Source organism: Bacillus sp. mrc49 (genome assembly GCF_002803435.1).
Genome location: NZ_PHNG01000800.1, coordinates 236,128 through 251,549, shown reverse-complemented (window position 1 = coordinate 251,549; position 15,422 = coordinate 236,128). Strand labels below are relative to the sequence as shown.

Here is a 15,422-nt window from a genome sequence, read left to right as displayed (position 1 = left end):
TATTGCCCCCTTCACTTCGGTTCTTCAATTATTTTGGCATCGATGATATCAGGAAGAGCGACGAAGTGAATACGGTTGCCCCTTTTAATCTTCACCGATTCCCCCTTTATCCCCAATACGTGGAACCGAAGCGTTTCTCCGTTCATTACCGCTTCACACAATGGCTTCGGGAAACCTTGATGTTGGGATAATCGCGTTATGATATCGCGAGAAGATTCTTTTTTCTCGATTTTTTTCCGCTTTTTCTTTGCTGGCTTTACCGTTTCCTTTTCTGCTTGTTGAGGGGGCTCCGTCTGCTCGGGTGGCGTTTGCACAGGAATATATTGATTGGTTATGTTCCTGATCGCGGTCATTTCCGTTTCGATTTCCTTCATGGCATCATATACACCGAATTCACGCTTAACTTCTTCTATTTTTTCTTCCTTTTGACCTTCCTCCCCATGCTGTTCTTCCTGAAGCTCTGGCTCAATGGTATCAGGAGCGGTACTCTTTTTCGTGCGGAAATCCGTTTGCATATTTCCCCGCTGATCGGATACCTTTGATGAATCGACATATAAAAGCGGCTTGGATTGTTTATCGTCATTCCTCTCTGCCATGCTCTTCCTCCTTAATATTTCAGAATATCGACAGACTGCAGCTGCTTCATATCGTATTGAACAACCTTTTTCCCAAATTTATGCCTTATATACAAATCGGATTTCTTTTTATATTCCAATTTCCCAAATAATGTACGGCCATTGATGATGAATTTACAAACGGGCTTGGGTGCAAAGGCTGGGAGTCGGGACAATAGCTCCACCAATTCCTCGGCACTATATGACGTGCTGATATTTTTTTCATTAAATGGCTTATGGCCCTTCATGTCATATACGGTCCGTTTCCCGACAGCACAAGGCAGATCGACTTTCTTCACGTCCATATGATGCCCCTCCTCCTTTTTCATTGGCCCGAATAGGGCTGAAAGCAGGTTTAAGCTGATTGTGTCTAGACAATGGAATATCTGCTCTATGTATCATTTATATGAAAATAAGCTTTTTTTATGCGTAAGATGTGACAGCGGAATAATCGGTTTCAGCCAAGCTTAGGACGTCGGGATAATAATTTTTAACATTGACTTAATTGAAAATGAAGACTAAACTTTAATTGTTATTGATTATCATTCTCATTTATATGGACAAACATTTTCTGGAGAAAGGAAACCTTCGGCAGGATCCACTAACCCTGGCGATAAAAAATCAACAAGGCAAAAAATATTTTAATATAAGGAGAACTTCATTTTGAAAAAAATACTTTTACCAATCGTCTTCATCTTTACGCTTTTAGTCAGTGCCTGCGGCAATGCAGCCACTGAAAAAACATCGAGCGAAAAAAACAAAAAAGATACGATTACCTATCAGTCGGAAAATGGTGCGATTGAAGTCCCCGCAAACCCAAAACGGGTTATCGTTTTAGCATCTTATGCGGGAGATGTCATGTCACTTGGAGTAAATTTAGTTGGTGTAGAACCTTGGTCCAAAATGAACCCAAGATTCGAAAAAAAATTAAAAGATGTACAATCGGTATCAGAAGATGAATTGGAAAAAATAATCGAATTGGATCCAGATTTGATCATCGGTGCAAGCACTACCAAAAATTTGGATAAGTTGAAGGAAATTGCTCCTACTGTAACTTATACATACGGTAAAGTGGATTATTTATCACAGCATTTGGAAATCGGTAAGCTGCTGAACAAGGAAAAAGAAGCACAAGCTTGGATTGATGATTATAAATCACGTGCGGCGGCAGCCGGAAAGCGAATTAAAGAAAAAATAGGGGAAGATGCTACCGTTACAGTTGTGGAAAGCTATGATAAGCAGCTTGCTGTGTTTGGAGATAATTGGGGCAGGGGCACCGAGGTCCTCTATCAAGAAATGGGATTAAAAATGCCCGACAAAGTAAAGGAAATGGTCCATAAGGAAGGCTATTATTCGATTTCCTTGGAAGTACTGCCCCAATATGTCGGGGACTACTTGATCATTAGCAAATATAGGGATCAAGATAACTCTTTCCAATCCACCGATGTTTACAAACAAATGCCTGCAGTGAAAGAAAATCATGTATTCGAAGCAAATGGTAACGAGTTTATATTCAATGACCCTCTAACATTGGACTATCAATTGGAATTTTTCCAATCACATTTCTTGGATTAAATAAGAGGCTGCGCAGGGAGAATTCATCTTCCCTGCTTTTTATGGTTTAATGAAAAATAAGCTGAAGCCCCGTATGCTCACATATTGACGGAATAGGACTACGACCGTTTCTTGCCACAACAGCGACTCCTATATTAAGGCCACGTCCGGCCACGGCAGTGGGGGTTTCCTTTGGTCCCGCATTCTCTTGCGGGGGAGTATCTCGCTCCCTTTTCCTTATTGTGGTTGCAACACCAACTTCATCAAGGAGCCAAGTTCAAGCGGACTTTTTAGAGCGGTTTGATATAAGATAGCCCCAGCTAAAATGCTTGAGAAAAATCAAAAAGGGATTCGGAATGTTTTCATTCCGAATCCCTTTTTGGATTTGCTGTCATTACCCCATAATGTGATATCCAGAATCGACATGGATATTTTCGCCGGTAATGCCGCGGGACATATCACTTAATAAAAAGAGGGCCGTATCGCCGACTTCTTCAGGAGTCGTTGTGCGGCGAAGAGGTGCCTCTTCCTCAATCTTCTTCAGGATGCTATTGAAGTCACGGACCCCTTTGGCCGATAACGTACGGATCGGGCCGGCCGAAATGGCATTAACACGGATGTTATCTTTGCCAAGATCGCTTGATAGGTAACGGACATTGGCTTCAAGCGAAGCCTTAGCCACACCCATTACATTATAGTTCGGCATGACGCGTTCACCGCCAAGGTACGTCATCGTGACTATGCTGCCGCCTTCAGGCATGAGATCTTTCGCTGCTTTGGCTACAGCCGTTAAAGAGAAAGAACTGATATTGTGGGCAAGCAAGAATCCTTCACGGCTTGTGTTGACGAACTCTCCGTCCAGTTCTTCCTTGTTGGCAAAAGCGACGGAATGGGCGACACCGTGGATGATGCCTACCTTTTCCTTAATGGCTGCAAAGCATTCCTCAATAGACTCGTCCTTCGTTACATCACATTGTAATATGATGGAAGGCTCGCCTTCCAACGTGGAAGATAGTTCGATTACGCTTTTTTCCGTACGCTCTTTTCCATATGTGAATATCAGTTTTGCACCTGCTTTATGTAAGGAACGGGCAACTCCCCATGCAATACTTCTTTTATTCGCTACACCCATTATGATAAACGTTTTTCCTTCTAGTGAAAAAGTCATCTTGTGACCTCCTATTTTTAATACAAGTTATTAGTACCTGCTACTAATGACAGTATATCAAATTTTCATTAATAAAAACACCGTTTTCTCACCGAGGCCTGCATCCCGCAGGTTACAGTAAATAGCCCATGAACAATGTCGCCAATCCGAAATAAATCAGGATGCTGATCAGATCGTTGATCGTCGTAATGAAGGGTCCGGAAGCTACAGCTGGGTCGATCTTCATTTTATGCATGAGAAGCGGGACGATCGAACCTGCAAGCGTGGCTACGATCAGCGTGATGAAAATCGAAATGCCCACCAATAATCCAAGCATTATATCATGCTGCCAAAAATAGACGATGAAAATGATGGATATTCCGCATGTAAGTCCGATGATGAGCCCGGTTCCAGCCTCTCGGAGCACCAGCTTCCATTTGCTTTCCTGTTCCAAATCCCCTGTTGCGATCCCTCTAACGGCTACTGCCAGTGCTTGTGTACCGGTATTACCGGCCATACCGCCAATCAATGGAATAAAAACGGCCAAAATCGCTTTTTGGCTGAGCGTCTCCTCGAATCGGCCAATTAAACTTGCGGTCAATAAGCCTAAAAACAATAAGATCACCAACCATGGTAACCGTTTCTTCGCAGCAGAGAACGGACTTTTATCAACATGGTCCAAATCTGAAATTCCTGCCAATTTAGAATAATCATCGGATGCTTCTTCATCCATTACATCAATGATGTCGTCTACCGTAATGATTCCTAACAGATGATTTTGAAAATCGACGACTGGTACGGCGAGGAAATTATAATCCCGTATTTTACGGGCCACCTCTTCTTGATCCTCCGAGACAGGTACGGATACGACCCGGTCATCCATCAAATCGCTGATCAAAGCATCTTCATCAGCGATAATCAATGTACGGAGCGATAACACCCCCAACAGTCTCTTTTCTTCATCTATGACGAATACATAATAGATCGTTTCTGCTTGGGGGGCTTCCCTTTTTAAAATCTGCAATGCCGAACGAGCCGTTTCATTCGCCTCAATGGCGATGAACTCCGTCGTCATTATGCTTCCTGCCGTAGATTCCTCATAATTTAAAAGCTCCTGGATTTCACTGGCTGCTTCATCATCCATGATCGTCAAATAGCTGACGGCCTGTTCATCATTGATCTCATTCAACACATCTGCAGCGTCATCGGCATACATATGCGAAAGCATATCGGCTACATAGGAAGGATTCATTTCTGCAAGCAGACTTTCGTAATCCTCTTCCTCTATTTCAATATTTTCAAAAAGGTCCGCCATTTCTTCAGGTGACAAATACCTGTAAACGATGGATCTTGATTCTTCCGACAAGCTTGTATAAAATTGAGCCTGATCATATGGATGCATGTCAAGGAACTCCGTACGGAACCTATCCAAATTCTCCGTTTCAAGAGCTTCATGCAAAAGATCATGATTCGTTTGTTTACTTTCTTTTTCCAGTTCCTTCATCTCCTCCATACCCATACACCTCCTAAAACGCACTTTTTAATTTCTTCGTTTATATTTTATTTTTTTTATTAATACTATACTAATACCATAAACATATACAAAACAAACAAAGGATGTGACTAATGAACATCGATATCATCGGGGACATTCACGGATGCTTCCCCGAATTCAAGCAGCTGACAAAAAATATGGGCTATACTTGGGAAACCGGGATACCAATCCATCCTTCCGGCAGGATCCTTGGCTTTGTAGGGGATTTAGCCGACCGCGGCCCAAACTCCCTCCAGGTGATCGAGGTTGTCCATGAGCTGGTCATAAATCAAAAACTTGCAAAATATGCCCCAGGTAATCATTGCAATAAGCTGTATCGTTATTTGTCAGGCAATAAGGTCCAAGTATCACATGGATTGGAGACTACAGTAGCTGAATATCAATCCCGGAGCATTCGGGAACAAAAGAAGATCCGCAAAAAATTCATGGAATTATATGAACGCTCCCCCCTCTATCAACACCTGGATGATGGCCGTTTGATCATTGCGCATGCCGGCATCCGGAGGGAGTATATCGGGCAATATGGCAGTAAGGTAAAAACCTTCGTTCTCTATGGTGATATCAACGGCTCCAAACATCCAGACGGTTCTCCGATAAGAAAGGATTGGGCCCGGTCCTATGAAGGAGATGCCTGGATCGTGTATGGACATACACCAGTCCCAAATGCCCGACAAGTCAATCGTACATACAACATTGATACCGGCTGCGTCTTCGGCGGCAAATTGACAGCGATCCGTTATCCTGAAATGGAACTTCAAGATGTACCTTCTTCCATGCCCTACCTAGCAGAAAAATTCAGGACTTCTTTCGATTAATCAAAAAAACTCGCCAACTTGGTGAGTTTTTTTGCTTCTATGAATGTTTTTCATTCGCTTGTTTTCGATTTCTCCAGCACTGTCCTGATGAAAGGAATCCCATTTCTCACTTCACTTCGAGCAAATTCTTCATATCTTCGGGCAGCTCTTCCTGAAACAACATCATCCTCTTCGTGAAGGGATGCAAAAATTTCAATTCAAAGCAATGAAGGGCTTGGCGGTTGATTTCCGTCCTGCTTCCTCCATATAAATCATCACCTGCCAGGGGATGCCCGATATGAGCCATATGCACCCTGATTTGGTGCGTCCGCCCGGTTTGGAGTTCCAACTTGAGGAATGTATGGGAAGCAGTGTGTGCCAATACCTGGAATAACGTACGGGCATGCCTGCCATCGTTGCGGACCTCCCGTTCAATAATGCTCGTGGATTTCCTTCCGATAGGCGCGTCGATCACACCTCCAGGCCCGGAAACAAGCCCTTCGGAAATGGCTTGGTATCTCCTTTTCACCTGGCCCATTTTTTGTTGTTCACTCAAAAGGTGATGGATATGCCGATGCTTGGCAATTAAAACAAGTCCTGACGTATCCCTATCCAGCCTTGTAACGATATGGATCGTTGCCTGTATTCCCGTTTTCTTATAATAGCCTGCCAAGCCATTTGCCAGACTGCCATTTGGATGCTCCCGTGACGGGATGGTATTCATGGAAGGCGGCTTGACCACCACCAATACGAATTCATCTTCATACTTGACATCCAAGGGGATCGGTTCCGGCAAAAGTCCTCCGCTTGCCAGCTCTGGGGGAAATATGACCGTCACGACATCCCCAGCTTCAATACGTTCCCTGACGGTGACGATATTGCCGTTCACCAAGATAGAACCGCCTTTAAACTTAATATCCGTTAATGCCCGCTTTGAAATATCGCATTTGCCGAGAAACTCTCGCAATAAAGATCCGGAATCCTCTTCAAGAACCGACCAAGTCAAAGAAAAATTTTGATTTGACATGAGATGAGTTTATCTCCTTAATTAGCAATGAATGAATCATGCACTCTTTTCCAGAATGGAAAAGGGCGGAATCTGGCAAAGCGGATCTTTTCATCAGCCACTCGGCACTGAATCGATTTTACATCCTCTTGAAGAAGGGTTAAATGATCGATGGTAATTTGAAAATTGACCGCATTCACTGGCCTGAACATACACGTATGGTGCGCCGGCAGCAATAGCGGCGAACCGACAGTCCTGAACACACGATTATTGATGGATGCCAATTCGGTGATCTGGATGGCATCGATGGATGGGTGGACGATGGCTCCTCCAAGAGCCTTATTATATGCCGTGCTGCCCGATGGGGTCGCGATGCACAGGCCATCCCCGCGGAACGTTTCGAAATGCTGGCCGCGTATCTCGACATCCATCACGAGCGTGCCTTCAACGCTTTTGACTGTCGATTCATTCAAAGCCAAAAACCTGGCCTCACGTCCTCCATGCTGATAGCGGACAATCGTTTCCAGCAAAGGATATTCCACAATTTGAAAGGGGGTTTTTGCTAGCGCTATCACCAATTTTTCTATTTCATCCGGCGTCCAATCCGCGTAAAAACCCAGATGTCCAGTATGCACACCAACAAAGGCCGTTTTGTCCAAACGATTCTTGTAACGGTGGAAAGCATATAATAATGTGCCATCACCGCCGACCGAAATGACAATATCCGGCTGATCCTCGTCATAGTCCAACTGAAAGTCCTGAAGATACGTTCGCATCCTTTGCATCAAGGTATTCGATTTTGCATCCCCTTTTGACGTAATCGCAAATTTCATGTAATCCCACCTTACCTTTAGATAACTTTGTATTTACTATTTCATGCGTTCAAGAATCTTTCTTCCTTGAAAAAAGGCGCTGTGCTTCCTGGATTTCCGTCCGGATCTGCGACATCTCTGCATCAAGCAAAAAAGCCGCTTCAGCCGCACGTTTCAGCCGCAGTTGAATATCTTCAGGAAAAATGCCTTTATATTTATAATTTAACGAATGTTCAATCGTCGCCCAAAAATTCATTGCGAGTGTCCTGATTTGAATTTCGGCAAGGATATTTTTTTCGCCATGTATCGTCTGGACCGGATAACGTATGACCACATGATAAGAACGGTAGCCGCTTGCTTTTTTATGGGAAATATAATTCCTTTCCTCAACGATCTCGAAATCATTACGGGTACGTAAAAGTTCAACCACTTGTTCGATATCATCCACAAACTGGCACATCATCCTAAGACCTGCAATATCCTGAATCTCGGTTCCCAATTTATCAATCGGAATGTCCTTCTGGCTTGCCTTATCCAAAATGCTGACAATCGGCTTTACCCTGCCCGTAACAAATTCGATGGGGGAGTGAATATTCTCACGCTCAAACTGCTTCCTTAATCCCTTTAGCTTAACCTTCAATTCTTCGACAGCCTGTGTATAAGGCGCCAAGAAATCGTCCCAACTCTCCATTGCCACACCACCTATATCTATCTAAAAAGCGCCTGTTCAACTCTGGTATGGGCAGGACGCTCTCTCCTTATCCAGCGGTTATAGGACACATTGCCTTCAACCCTGAATCCGATGAAATCTTTCACTGATAAAAAATATGTATGAGTTCTCTTTTTATGGAATCCACATCATGTGTTCAACGTTTATATTTTATCATAACCTGCAATTGATTCCTAAATATTCAAGTACAATAGCAAAAATTTATGCCTTCCATTTGACAGCTGGACTGGTTCTTATATGATTAATTTAAATTAAAGATCAGAAAGGGAGAAACACATGGACCAGCATATAGAAATCGAGTTTAAAAACCTTTTGGACGAAAAAGAATTCCGGCAGCTGATCGATCATTTCGAGATCGATGCCGCCGATTTTACATCACAGCATAATCATTATTTCGATACATCTGAATTCGAATTGAAAAAACGCAGCTCTGCGCTCCGGATTCGGGAGAAAAACAATCGTTATGAATTGACTTTAAAGCAGCCCGCTACAGAGGGACTATTGGAAACCAACCAAGACATCACCGCCGAAGCTGCCACAGCGTTTCTGAAGCATGGCACTTTCCCTGAAGGGATGATCTTACGGCTCCTCACGGCAGAGGGATTCGCCCCGGGAGCCTTTTCCTGCTTCGGGACTCTCCAGACGGATAGGTTTGAATTCCCATACAAGCAGGGGTTGCTCGTCTTGGATCATAGCTCATATCTAAATCAAGAGGACTTTGAGCTTGAATACGAAGTGACGGACGCAAAGGCGGGAAAAAATATTTTCCTAACCCTGCTTCAATCCCTTCAAATTCCTGAAAGAAAAACCGAAAATAAAGTTAAGAGGTTTTATCGTGCCAAATTCAGTGATTAATCCTGCTTGAACCACAACCGGAGGTGAGGAGTTTGAAAGTACAGGATTTCAAAACTTTTATTGAATTGCAGGCCCTACAGCAATTTACAAATAAAAACCATACAAATATGCCTTCATCGCAATCGATTTTTCAGGATATGCTGTCTGAACTGGTATCGGGTGATACGCTAGACGGCGCGTCGCAAAGATTGGGTTCGTTATTATCCACTGTGGAAACGGAAGCGAACTCCATCCTTCAATCGAGGGACGCAGCATCGATGGTCCCCATCACCCCTGTCTCCCCTGCCCCGGCAGGAGGGGAGATGAGCGAAAACGGATCAAATTACGATGAAATCATCAGCCAGGCAGCCACTTTGTATAAGCTCCCGGAAAAGCTGATTAAGTCGGTCATTAAACAGGAATCCAACTTTGACCCTAAAGCGGTCAGTTACGCTGGCGCGGCCGGGCTTATGCAGCTAATGCCCGCAACAGCCAGAAGCCTTGGAGTGAATGATGCCACGGATCCCGAACAAAACATCATGGGCGGAAGTAAATATTTAAGCCAGATGATGACCCGTTATGACGGAAACATCCAACTCGCCCTTGCGGCTTATAACGCAGGACCGGGAAATGTGGATAAATATAACGGCATTCCACCATTCAAAGAAACAAAGAATTATGTGCAAAACGTTTACGGGACATTTTTAAGTTAATGATAACTGACCCTTCTAGTATTCGGGGGTCAGTTTTTTCATGTTCACTCACTCCCTCCGGCAGTGCAACCCAGATCCGGCATTCCCCCTTCTCCCGCTGTGTCATACTACAGATGTAAAATTTTCTTCAAGCTATATATTTGTTATATCACGACGTCATTGATAAAATATGAATAAATATCAACCATTTTTCTTTAAAAGGAGTAATCAACATGATGCAGGGAAACCCTACACCATATGAAATAATTGGAGAAGGGCAATTACACAGGTTAATTGATGTGTTTTACTCCAACGTTAGTCAACATCCTGATTTGAAGCCGATTTTCCCTCACGATCTAACGGAAACGGTCCGTAAACAAAAACAATTCATGACTCAATATCTAGGCGGTCCGTCTTTATATACCGAAGAACATGGTCATCCCATGTTGCGGGCAAGACATATGCCTTTTGAAATTACACCAGAACGTGCCAAGGCATGGTTATCATGCATGTATCATGCCATGGACGAAGTGGGACTTAAGGGTGAAATGAGGGAATTTTTCTATCACCGCCTCTATTTGACGGCACAGCATATGATCAATACATCCGGTATGGACGGGAAAGGAGAAGGCAGTTGAGCGCACATAAACCAGTTTTCAATATTTCCGATTGGATTAAAACACAGCATTGCTATGATATAGGAAAAAAGCCAATTGAAATTTATGTTTTTGTTGATCCGCTTTGCCCCGAATGCTGGGGCTTAGAACCAATTATTAGAAAATTACAGATAGAATATGGTCAGTTATTCAGCTTACGCCATGTTTTAAGCGGTAAAATTGATTCTCTTAATATGGGGAAAAATAAAAATTATGAAAACCTTGCTCAAGTTTGGGAAAAGACAGCCAGCCGATCGGGAATGTCCTGTGACGGAAGCCTCTGGTCCGAAAACCCAATCTCTTCTCCATATACTGCTTCCATCGCCATAAAAGCAGCTGAATTACAGGGCCGGAAATTGGCCATTCGCTTCTTAAGACAGCTTCAAGAATATGTATTCATCGGGAAAAAGGATATTTCCAATATCGATGTTTTGACGGAGTGTGCCGAAATGGTTGGATTGGATGTCGAGGAATTCCTATACGACATCAACTCGTCAAGCGCTGCCAAGGGCTTTCAATGTGATCTCAAAATCACAAGTGAAATGGAAGTGACGGAAATCCCTTCACTTGTCTTCTTCAATCAAAATATCGAGGAAGAAGGAATCAAGGTTTCGGGCGTCTATTCTTACGAGGTATATGTTCAAATTTTAGAAGATATGCTGAATGGCCTTCCGGCACCTGCCAAACCGCCCTCTCTTGAAGATTTCTTAAGCTGCTTCAAACTCGTGGCGACCAAGGAAATCGAAACAGTTTACAATATGAACAAAACCAACGTCGAACTGGAAATGAAGAAGCTTGTATTAAAACAGCTGGCCGAGAAAATTCCAGCTAAATATGGGACGTTCTGGAGATATACAAAGAAGCAATCATGAAAAGGGAAAAACCATGCATTCGAAACGATTGCATGGTTTTTTATATAAGAAATAGGGGATGGGAGAAATTTTTCACGATCAAACAAAGGGGTATAAGTTTGTATGTGATTCACTTCACAATAGTAACTATAACAGATAACCCATCCATGTATCAAGTCCTTGTGTAACATTTCACAATTTGTTCACATAATCAATGTTTATCTTCACGCATCCTTGCGATAACAAGTTTTTTGTTATGATTTCATTTATTTACACCTATAAAAAAACTAGCTCTAATTTGTGAAATTAATCACATTCATATGCATTTTAAAACTTTTACTTTTCAGTAATGGTTGCCTCTTTTACTTATATCGCCCAATTATTAAGCAATTTAACAAAAAAAACCCGACAAATCGTAAAATCTGTCAGGGTTTTTCCTATTTATACGAATAAAGGGGATGGGAGAAATTTCACGACTTTCAAACAAAGGGGTATATGTTTGGGATGTGAGAACTTCTATATCTGTACTATAGCAGGTTATGCACGATAATTGCAAGAACTTTGTGCGACATTTCACATTTTTGTCATATTCTTAGAATACTGCTTATACCAAGACATAAAATCTACTATAGGAGCAGAGGCCTTTTTTCTGCATCAGGTTGGAGGTGCCATTTTGAAAGGCGTTATTTTACTGATACTCTTGATAGGATCGTTATTTGTCCAGCTACTCGGAATCATGGACCTCATACCCCTTTATTTCTCCTCCCCCATTTTATTTTTTGTTTTTTTCATCATCCTTCACAGCAGAAATCAGAGGAATCGGTTTAAAGGGTTATAACGGACATCCCAAAAAGGACCCGGAGCTTGCCGGGTCCCTTCTGTATCCTATTGATTCAATAGTTCTTCCAATTCATTTAACTTCTCTTCGAATACATTCATGGCTTCTTGTACAGGCTCGGCTTTTGTCATATCGACTCCAGCCTTTTTGAGTACTTCGATTGGATAGTCGGAGCTGCCCGATTTCAAGAATTCCAAATACCTTGTGACTGCTGGTTCGCCTTCTTCAAGGATCTGCTTGCTTAGGGCTGTTGCTGCACTGATTCCTGTCGCATATTGATAAACATAATAATTGTAGTAGAAATGTGGGATGCGTGCCCATTCCAACCCGATTTCCTCATCAATGGTCACATTCTCGCCAAAGTATTTCTTATTCAGCTCATAATATTCCTTCGTGAGCATATCGGCTGTCAACGCTTCCCCATTCTGCGCTTTTAAGTGGATCGTATGTTCAAACTCCGCAAACATCGTTTGACGGAACAATGTTCCACGGAAGCCTTCAAGATAATGATTCAATAAATAAATGCGTTTCTTTTCATCTTCGATTGTATTTAATAAGTAATCATTCAATAAGTTTTCATTGCAAGTCGAGGCGACCTCCGCAACAAATATCGAGTAGTTCCCATATGGATATGGCTGACATTTGCGTGTATAGTAGCTATGGACTGAATGCCCAAACTCATGAACGAGCGTGAATAGGTTATTGACGTTGTTTTGCCAATTCATTAAGATGTATGGATTCGTGCCATATGTACCGGAGGAATAGGCGCCGCTTCGTTTCCCCTTGTTTTCATGTACATCGACCCAACGGTTTTCAAACCCTTCTTTCAACACATTTAAATAATCCTCGCCTAGCGGGGCAAGACCCTTAAGGACATAATCTTTTGCCTCCTCATATGTCACTTCCATCTTCACTTCTTTTACGAGCGGAGTGAATAGATCATACATATGAAGTTCATCCAAAGCGAGCACCTTTTTACGCAATTCAAGGTAACGGTGCAGCAGCGGCAGATTGTCATTAACCGTTTTGACAAGATTATCGTATACGGTCTCCGGAATGTTATTGCTGCTTAAAGCGGCATGCCGTGCTGAATCATATTTGCGAACCGTTGCATTGAAGTTATGATTCTTGACCTCTCCAGACAGGGTAGATGCAAAGGTATTGCGGAACTCTCCATACTTGCTGTATACCCCTTTGAAGGCCTCCTCACGTACACGGCGGTCTTCACTTTCAAGAAAACGGATATACCGTCCGTGCGTGATCTCCACTTCATTTCCCTCTTCATCCTTGATCGTCGGGAATTTCAAGTCGGCATTGTTAAGCATGCCGAATGTATTGCCTGATGCATCGAGCACCTCTGATGCCTGTGCCAATAATTCTTCCTGCTCTGCCGTTAGGATATGGGGCCTTTGAAGACTTATTTCCTCTAATGAATGTTTATAGAGTTTCAGTTCTTCTTTTTCTTCCAAAAATCCCGCCACTTTGCTTTCATCGATGCTCAACAGTTCCGGAACCATATAGGAAAATGCGGCGGCTGCCTGGGCATATAAAGCTTTTGCCCGGTCTTCCATCCCTTGGTAAAAAGGATTGGCCGTATCTTGATCATTGCGCATATGTGAATAAGAATACACTTTACCCAGGTTTTCGAACACTTCATCTTGAAGTTGAAGAGCGGCAAATAACTTTTCTGCACTCTCGCCAAGCGTCCCTTTATGTGCATCCGCTTTTTTGAGATCCTCTTTCACTGCTTTAAAGGCAGCTTCCCAATCTTCTTCGGTTGCGAAGATATCCTCAAGTCTCCAAGTATCTTCAGCAGCTATTTCGTTTCTTGCCGGTAACGTATTCACTTTTGTTTCCTGCACCATAAAAAAATCCCTCTCCATTCTATAGAAAACTTGCCACTCGGCCAATCAAATTACACCGGATCAACACTTCAGTCGGTACTAGGGCATCCATGCTTTGTTCGAGTTATAATCCCCAGTCTTATTACTATTTCTCCATTAACGAAAATAATCCTGCCCTTTCTCCTCAATTCAAGGACAAAAGAGTATCACCCCTCATTATACTGGATATTTCCCTTTTCAATCATCAACTTATGCTCATGATAGAAAGTTTCTTCCAGCATCTGTCCTTCTTCGCTATTCGAGGGAATGGACATGCGTTTCTCAACGGTGAATTCACCTTCGGCCACCTTCATGATGTAGCCCATGTTCTCCAATAGTAGAAGATGTTGCCTTAATGGATATTCCGCAGACTTATCATGAAGCAATGGTAACGTCCTGAATTTTATTTTTCCAGTCCTTGCATGATTCCGGAAGTGACGGATAACATCCTTCATGTAAATCATTTCCCCAGGTCTTTTCTTTCCAAACACATCCATGTAAATCCATGCTTGCCATTCAACCGCCGCAGTCTTGATCAATAACATCCCCTTAACGGGAAGCCCTATTTCAACGGGAATGGTTGCAGCCGCCAAACGGTGTAGGTAGAGCCCTTTAAGAAAAGGGTCGCCTTTGCGTGCGTTTTTCACGACATGCAGGCACCAATTCTTTCGTTTTTGTCTCCAAGCAGGAAGGAAAGGGAAGCTGGAGCATTTTCGAGGTAATAATTTATGAGGGGAAAGGAACTTCAAAGGAGCAGTCGTCAATTCGGCAAAGACGGTTCTGGGGGAAAAAGGGGTTAAGTTCTTTAATGCTGATAATCGGTTGGATTCCGGACAGAACATCCACAGGAAAGGGTGCTGGCAACTGCCAGTGACAAAAAGCCATTGAAAATCGGATAACTGGAATTCATGCTTATTTTTCCTTTTTAAGCAATTTGCCGCAAGAATCCAAATCGGCTTGATGCCCATGCTTCGATAGGCTTCTGTTCGGTTAATGAATTCGATCTCGGGGATGGTCGAGCATTGGAATTCGATTGCATAGCGGATGCCTCCTACCGTTGCCAAAACATCGGTCCTTTTCTTAATGTCAGGAAGGTAGGCCTCCAGTTCGACTTGATAATCATGTGACAAAAACCATTGAAACAATTTTCGTTTACCGCTTAAATGATAGGCGGATTCCGGTTCCGAGGATGCATGGCAGGAATGATTATTTTTGTGGGCAAAATGGGGGATTCTGACCTCTCCGGCTTTTATCGACATTTCCGATTTACAGCATGGACAGTAATATTTCCCCGACCTCCTCAATTGCTTCAGCAAGTTAGCTGGCATCTTTTCCGGAAGGGTAATCCATGTTCCATCTTTTTTTATCGCAGTCAGCATAAATCTCCTCCTCCCCCATAACATTCGCTTGCACCGCCATCAATCCCTTTCGATTCAAAAAAAAAATGCCTGATCGG

15 protein-coding genes are annotated in these 15,422 nt (G+C 42.9%); 6 read left to right on the top strand and 9 right to left on the bottom strand.

Features of this window, described 5'->3' with window-relative positions:
- Window positions 1-11: 11 nt before the first annotated feature.
- Window positions 12-596, bottom strand: coding sequence for a hypothetical protein (locus CVN76_RS27545; protein ID WP_100533846.1), 585 nt, complete (start codon window positions 594-596; stop codon window positions 12-14).
- A gap of 11 nt (window positions 597-607) precedes the next feature.
- A complete protein-coding gene (locus CVN76_RS27540) occupies window positions 608-919 on the bottom strand; it encodes a hypothetical protein (RefSeq protein WP_100533845.1) in 312 nt (103 codons plus the stop codon).
- A 358-nt stretch (window positions 920-1,277) separates the two neighbouring features.
- Between CVN76_RS27540 and CVN76_RS27535 the strand changes: the two genes are divergently transcribed.
- Complete coding sequence (locus tag CVN76_RS27535; RefSeq protein WP_100533844.1) at window positions 1,278-2,189, top strand: iron-hydroxamate ABC transporter substrate-binding protein; 912 nt, start codon at window positions 1,278-1,280, stop codon at window positions 2,187-2,189.
- A 373-nt stretch (window positions 2,190-2,562) separates the two neighbouring features.
- Here CVN76_RS27535 and fabI read toward each other — a convergent pair whose 3' ends face one another.
- The gene (gene fabI / locus CVN76_RS27530; protein WP_100533843.1) at window positions 2,563-3,336 is read right to left on the bottom strand and encodes an enoyl-ACP reductase FabI; all 774 of its coding nucleotides are present in this window, start codon (window positions 3,334-3,336) and stop codon (window positions 2,563-2,565) included.
- Between the two features lie 112 nt (window positions 3,337-3,448).
- A complete protein-coding gene (gene mgtE / locus CVN76_RS27525) occupies window positions 3,449-4,828 on the bottom strand; it encodes a magnesium transporter (RefSeq protein ID WP_100533842.1) in 1,380 nt (459 codons plus the stop codon).
- A gap of 113 nt (window positions 4,829-4,941) precedes the next feature.
- Here mgtE and prpE point away from each other — a divergent pair, with 113 nt between their 5' ends.
- A complete protein-coding gene (gene prpE / locus CVN76_RS27520; RefSeq protein ID WP_100533841.1) occupies window positions 4,942-5,685 on the top strand; it encodes a bis(5'-nucleosyl)-tetraphosphatase PrpE in 744 nt (247 codons plus the stop codon).
- 106 nt (window positions 5,686-5,791) lie between these two features.
- On the opposite strand, the gene CVN76_RS27515 is transcribed toward prpE, so the two are convergent.
- The 3 genes from CVN76_RS27515 to CVN76_RS27505 are packed head-to-tail and all read right to left on the bottom strand — an operon-like array spanning window position 5,792 to window position 8,173.
- The gene (locus tag CVN76_RS27515) at window positions 5,792-6,691 is read right to left on the bottom strand and encodes an RluA family pseudouridine synthase (RefSeq protein WP_100533840.1); all 900 of its coding nucleotides are present in this window, start codon (window positions 6,689-6,691) and stop codon (window positions 5,792-5,794) included.
- A 17-nt stretch (window positions 6,692-6,708) separates the two neighbouring features.
- Window positions 6,709-7,503 (bottom strand): NAD kinase, encoded by a 795-nt coding sequence (locus CVN76_RS27510; protein ID WP_061143398.1) that lies wholly within the window; start codon window positions 7,501-7,503, stop codon window positions 6,709-6,711.
- 49 nt (window positions 7,504-7,552) lie between these two features.
- Window positions 7,553-8,173: a GTP pyrophosphokinase gene (locus CVN76_RS27505; protein WP_100533839.1), complete on the bottom strand. Its 621-nt coding sequence runs from the start codon at window positions 8,171-8,173 to the stop codon at window positions 7,553-7,555.
- Window positions 8,174-8,488: 315 nt separating this feature from the next.
- Here CVN76_RS27505 and CVN76_RS27500 point away from each other — a divergent pair, with 315 nt between their 5' ends.
- The 4 genes from CVN76_RS27500 to CVN76_RS27485 all read left to right on the top strand — a co-directional run bounded on the left by CVN76_RS27500 (window position 8,489) and on the right by CVN76_RS27485 (window position 11,266).
- Entirely contained in the window at window positions 8,489-9,067 is a 579-nt protein-coding gene (locus CVN76_RS27500; RefSeq protein WP_100533838.1) for a CYTH domain-containing protein, read from the top strand.
- A gap of 23 nt (window positions 9,068-9,090) precedes the next feature.
- Window positions 9,091-9,759, top strand: a complete 669-nt coding sequence (locus CVN76_RS27495) for a lytic transglycosylase domain-containing protein (protein WP_442857607.1) — start codon at window positions 9,091-9,093, stop codon at window positions 9,757-9,759.
- Window positions 9,760-9,971: 212 nt separating this feature from the next.
- The gene (locus CVN76_RS27490) at window positions 9,972-10,376 is read left to right on the top strand and encodes a globin domain-containing protein (RefSeq protein WP_061143394.1); all 405 of its coding nucleotides are present in this window, start codon (window positions 9,972-9,974) and stop codon (window positions 10,374-10,376) included.
- Window positions 10,373-11,266: a ClpXP adapter SpxH family protein gene (locus tag CVN76_RS27485; protein WP_081092501.1), complete on the top strand. Its 894-nt coding sequence runs from the start codon at window positions 10,373-10,375 to the stop codon at window positions 11,264-11,266. Before CVN76_RS27490 ends, CVN76_RS27485 begins: the two co-directional genes overlap by 4 nt.
- Window positions 11,267-12,130: 864 nt before the next feature.
- Here CVN76_RS27485 and pepF read toward each other — a convergent pair.
- The gene (gene pepF / locus CVN76_RS27475; protein ID WP_100533836.1) at window positions 12,131-13,948 is read right to left on the bottom strand and encodes an oligoendopeptidase F; all 1,818 of its coding nucleotides are present in this window, start codon (window positions 13,946-13,948) and stop codon (window positions 12,131-12,133) included.
- A 185-nt stretch (window positions 13,949-14,133) separates the two neighbouring features.
- Window positions 14,134-15,345 (bottom strand): competence protein CoiA, encoded by a 1,212-nt coding sequence (locus tag CVN76_RS27470; RefSeq protein WP_157805819.1) that lies wholly within the window; start codon window positions 15,343-15,345, stop codon window positions 14,134-14,136.
- Window positions 15,346-15,422 lie beyond the last annotated feature (77 nt).

What these genes read in the sequence shown, in the direction of transcription:
- CVN76_RS27500 (WP_100533838.1), top strand. Translation starts at nt 8,489, where the DNA reads ATGGACCAGCATATAGAAATCGAGTTTAAAAACCTTTTGGACGAAAAA.
- CVN76_RS27540 (WP_100533845.1), bottom strand. Translation starts at nt 919, where the DNA reads ATGGACGTGAAGAAAGTCGATCTGCCTTGTGCTGTCGGGAAACGGACC.
- CVN76_RS27510 (WP_061143398.1), bottom strand. Translation starts at nt 7,503, where the DNA reads ATGAAATTTGCGATTACGTCAAAAGGGGATGCAAAATCGAATACCTTG.
- mgtE (WP_100533842.1), bottom strand. Translation starts at nt 4,828, where the DNA reads ATGGAGGAGATGAAGGAACTGGAAAAAGAAAGTAAACAAACGAATCAT.
- CVN76_RS27470 (WP_157805819.1), bottom strand. Translation starts at nt 15,345, where the DNA reads ATGCTGACTGCGATAAAAAAAGATGGAACATGGATTACCCTTCCGGAA.
- pepF (WP_100533836.1), bottom strand. Translation starts at nt 13,948, where the DNA reads ATGGTGCAGGAAACAAAAGTGAATACGTTACCGGCAAGAAACGAAATA.
- CVN76_RS27515 (WP_100533840.1), bottom strand. Translation starts at nt 6,691, where the DNA reads ATGTCAAATCAAAATTTTTCTTTGACTTGGTCGGTTCTTGAAGAGGAT.
- CVN76_RS27490 (WP_061143394.1), top strand. Translation starts at nt 9,972, where the DNA reads ATGATGCAGGGAAACCCTACACCATATGAAATAATTGGAGAAGGGCAA.
- fabI (WP_100533843.1), bottom strand. Translation starts at nt 3,336, where the DNA reads ATGACTTTTTCACTAGAAGGAAAAACGTTTATCATAATGGGTGTAGCG.
- CVN76_RS27505 (WP_100533839.1), bottom strand. Translation starts at nt 8,173, where the DNA reads ATGGAGAGTTGGGACGATTTCTTGGCGCCTTATACACAGGCTGTCGAA.
- CVN76_RS27545 (WP_100533846.1), bottom strand. Translation starts at nt 596, where the DNA reads ATGGCAGAGAGGAATGACGATAAACAATCCAAGCCGCTTTTATATGTC.
- prpE (WP_100533841.1), top strand. Translation starts at nt 4,942, where the DNA reads ATGAACATCGATATCATCGGGGACATTCACGGATGCTTCCCCGAATTC.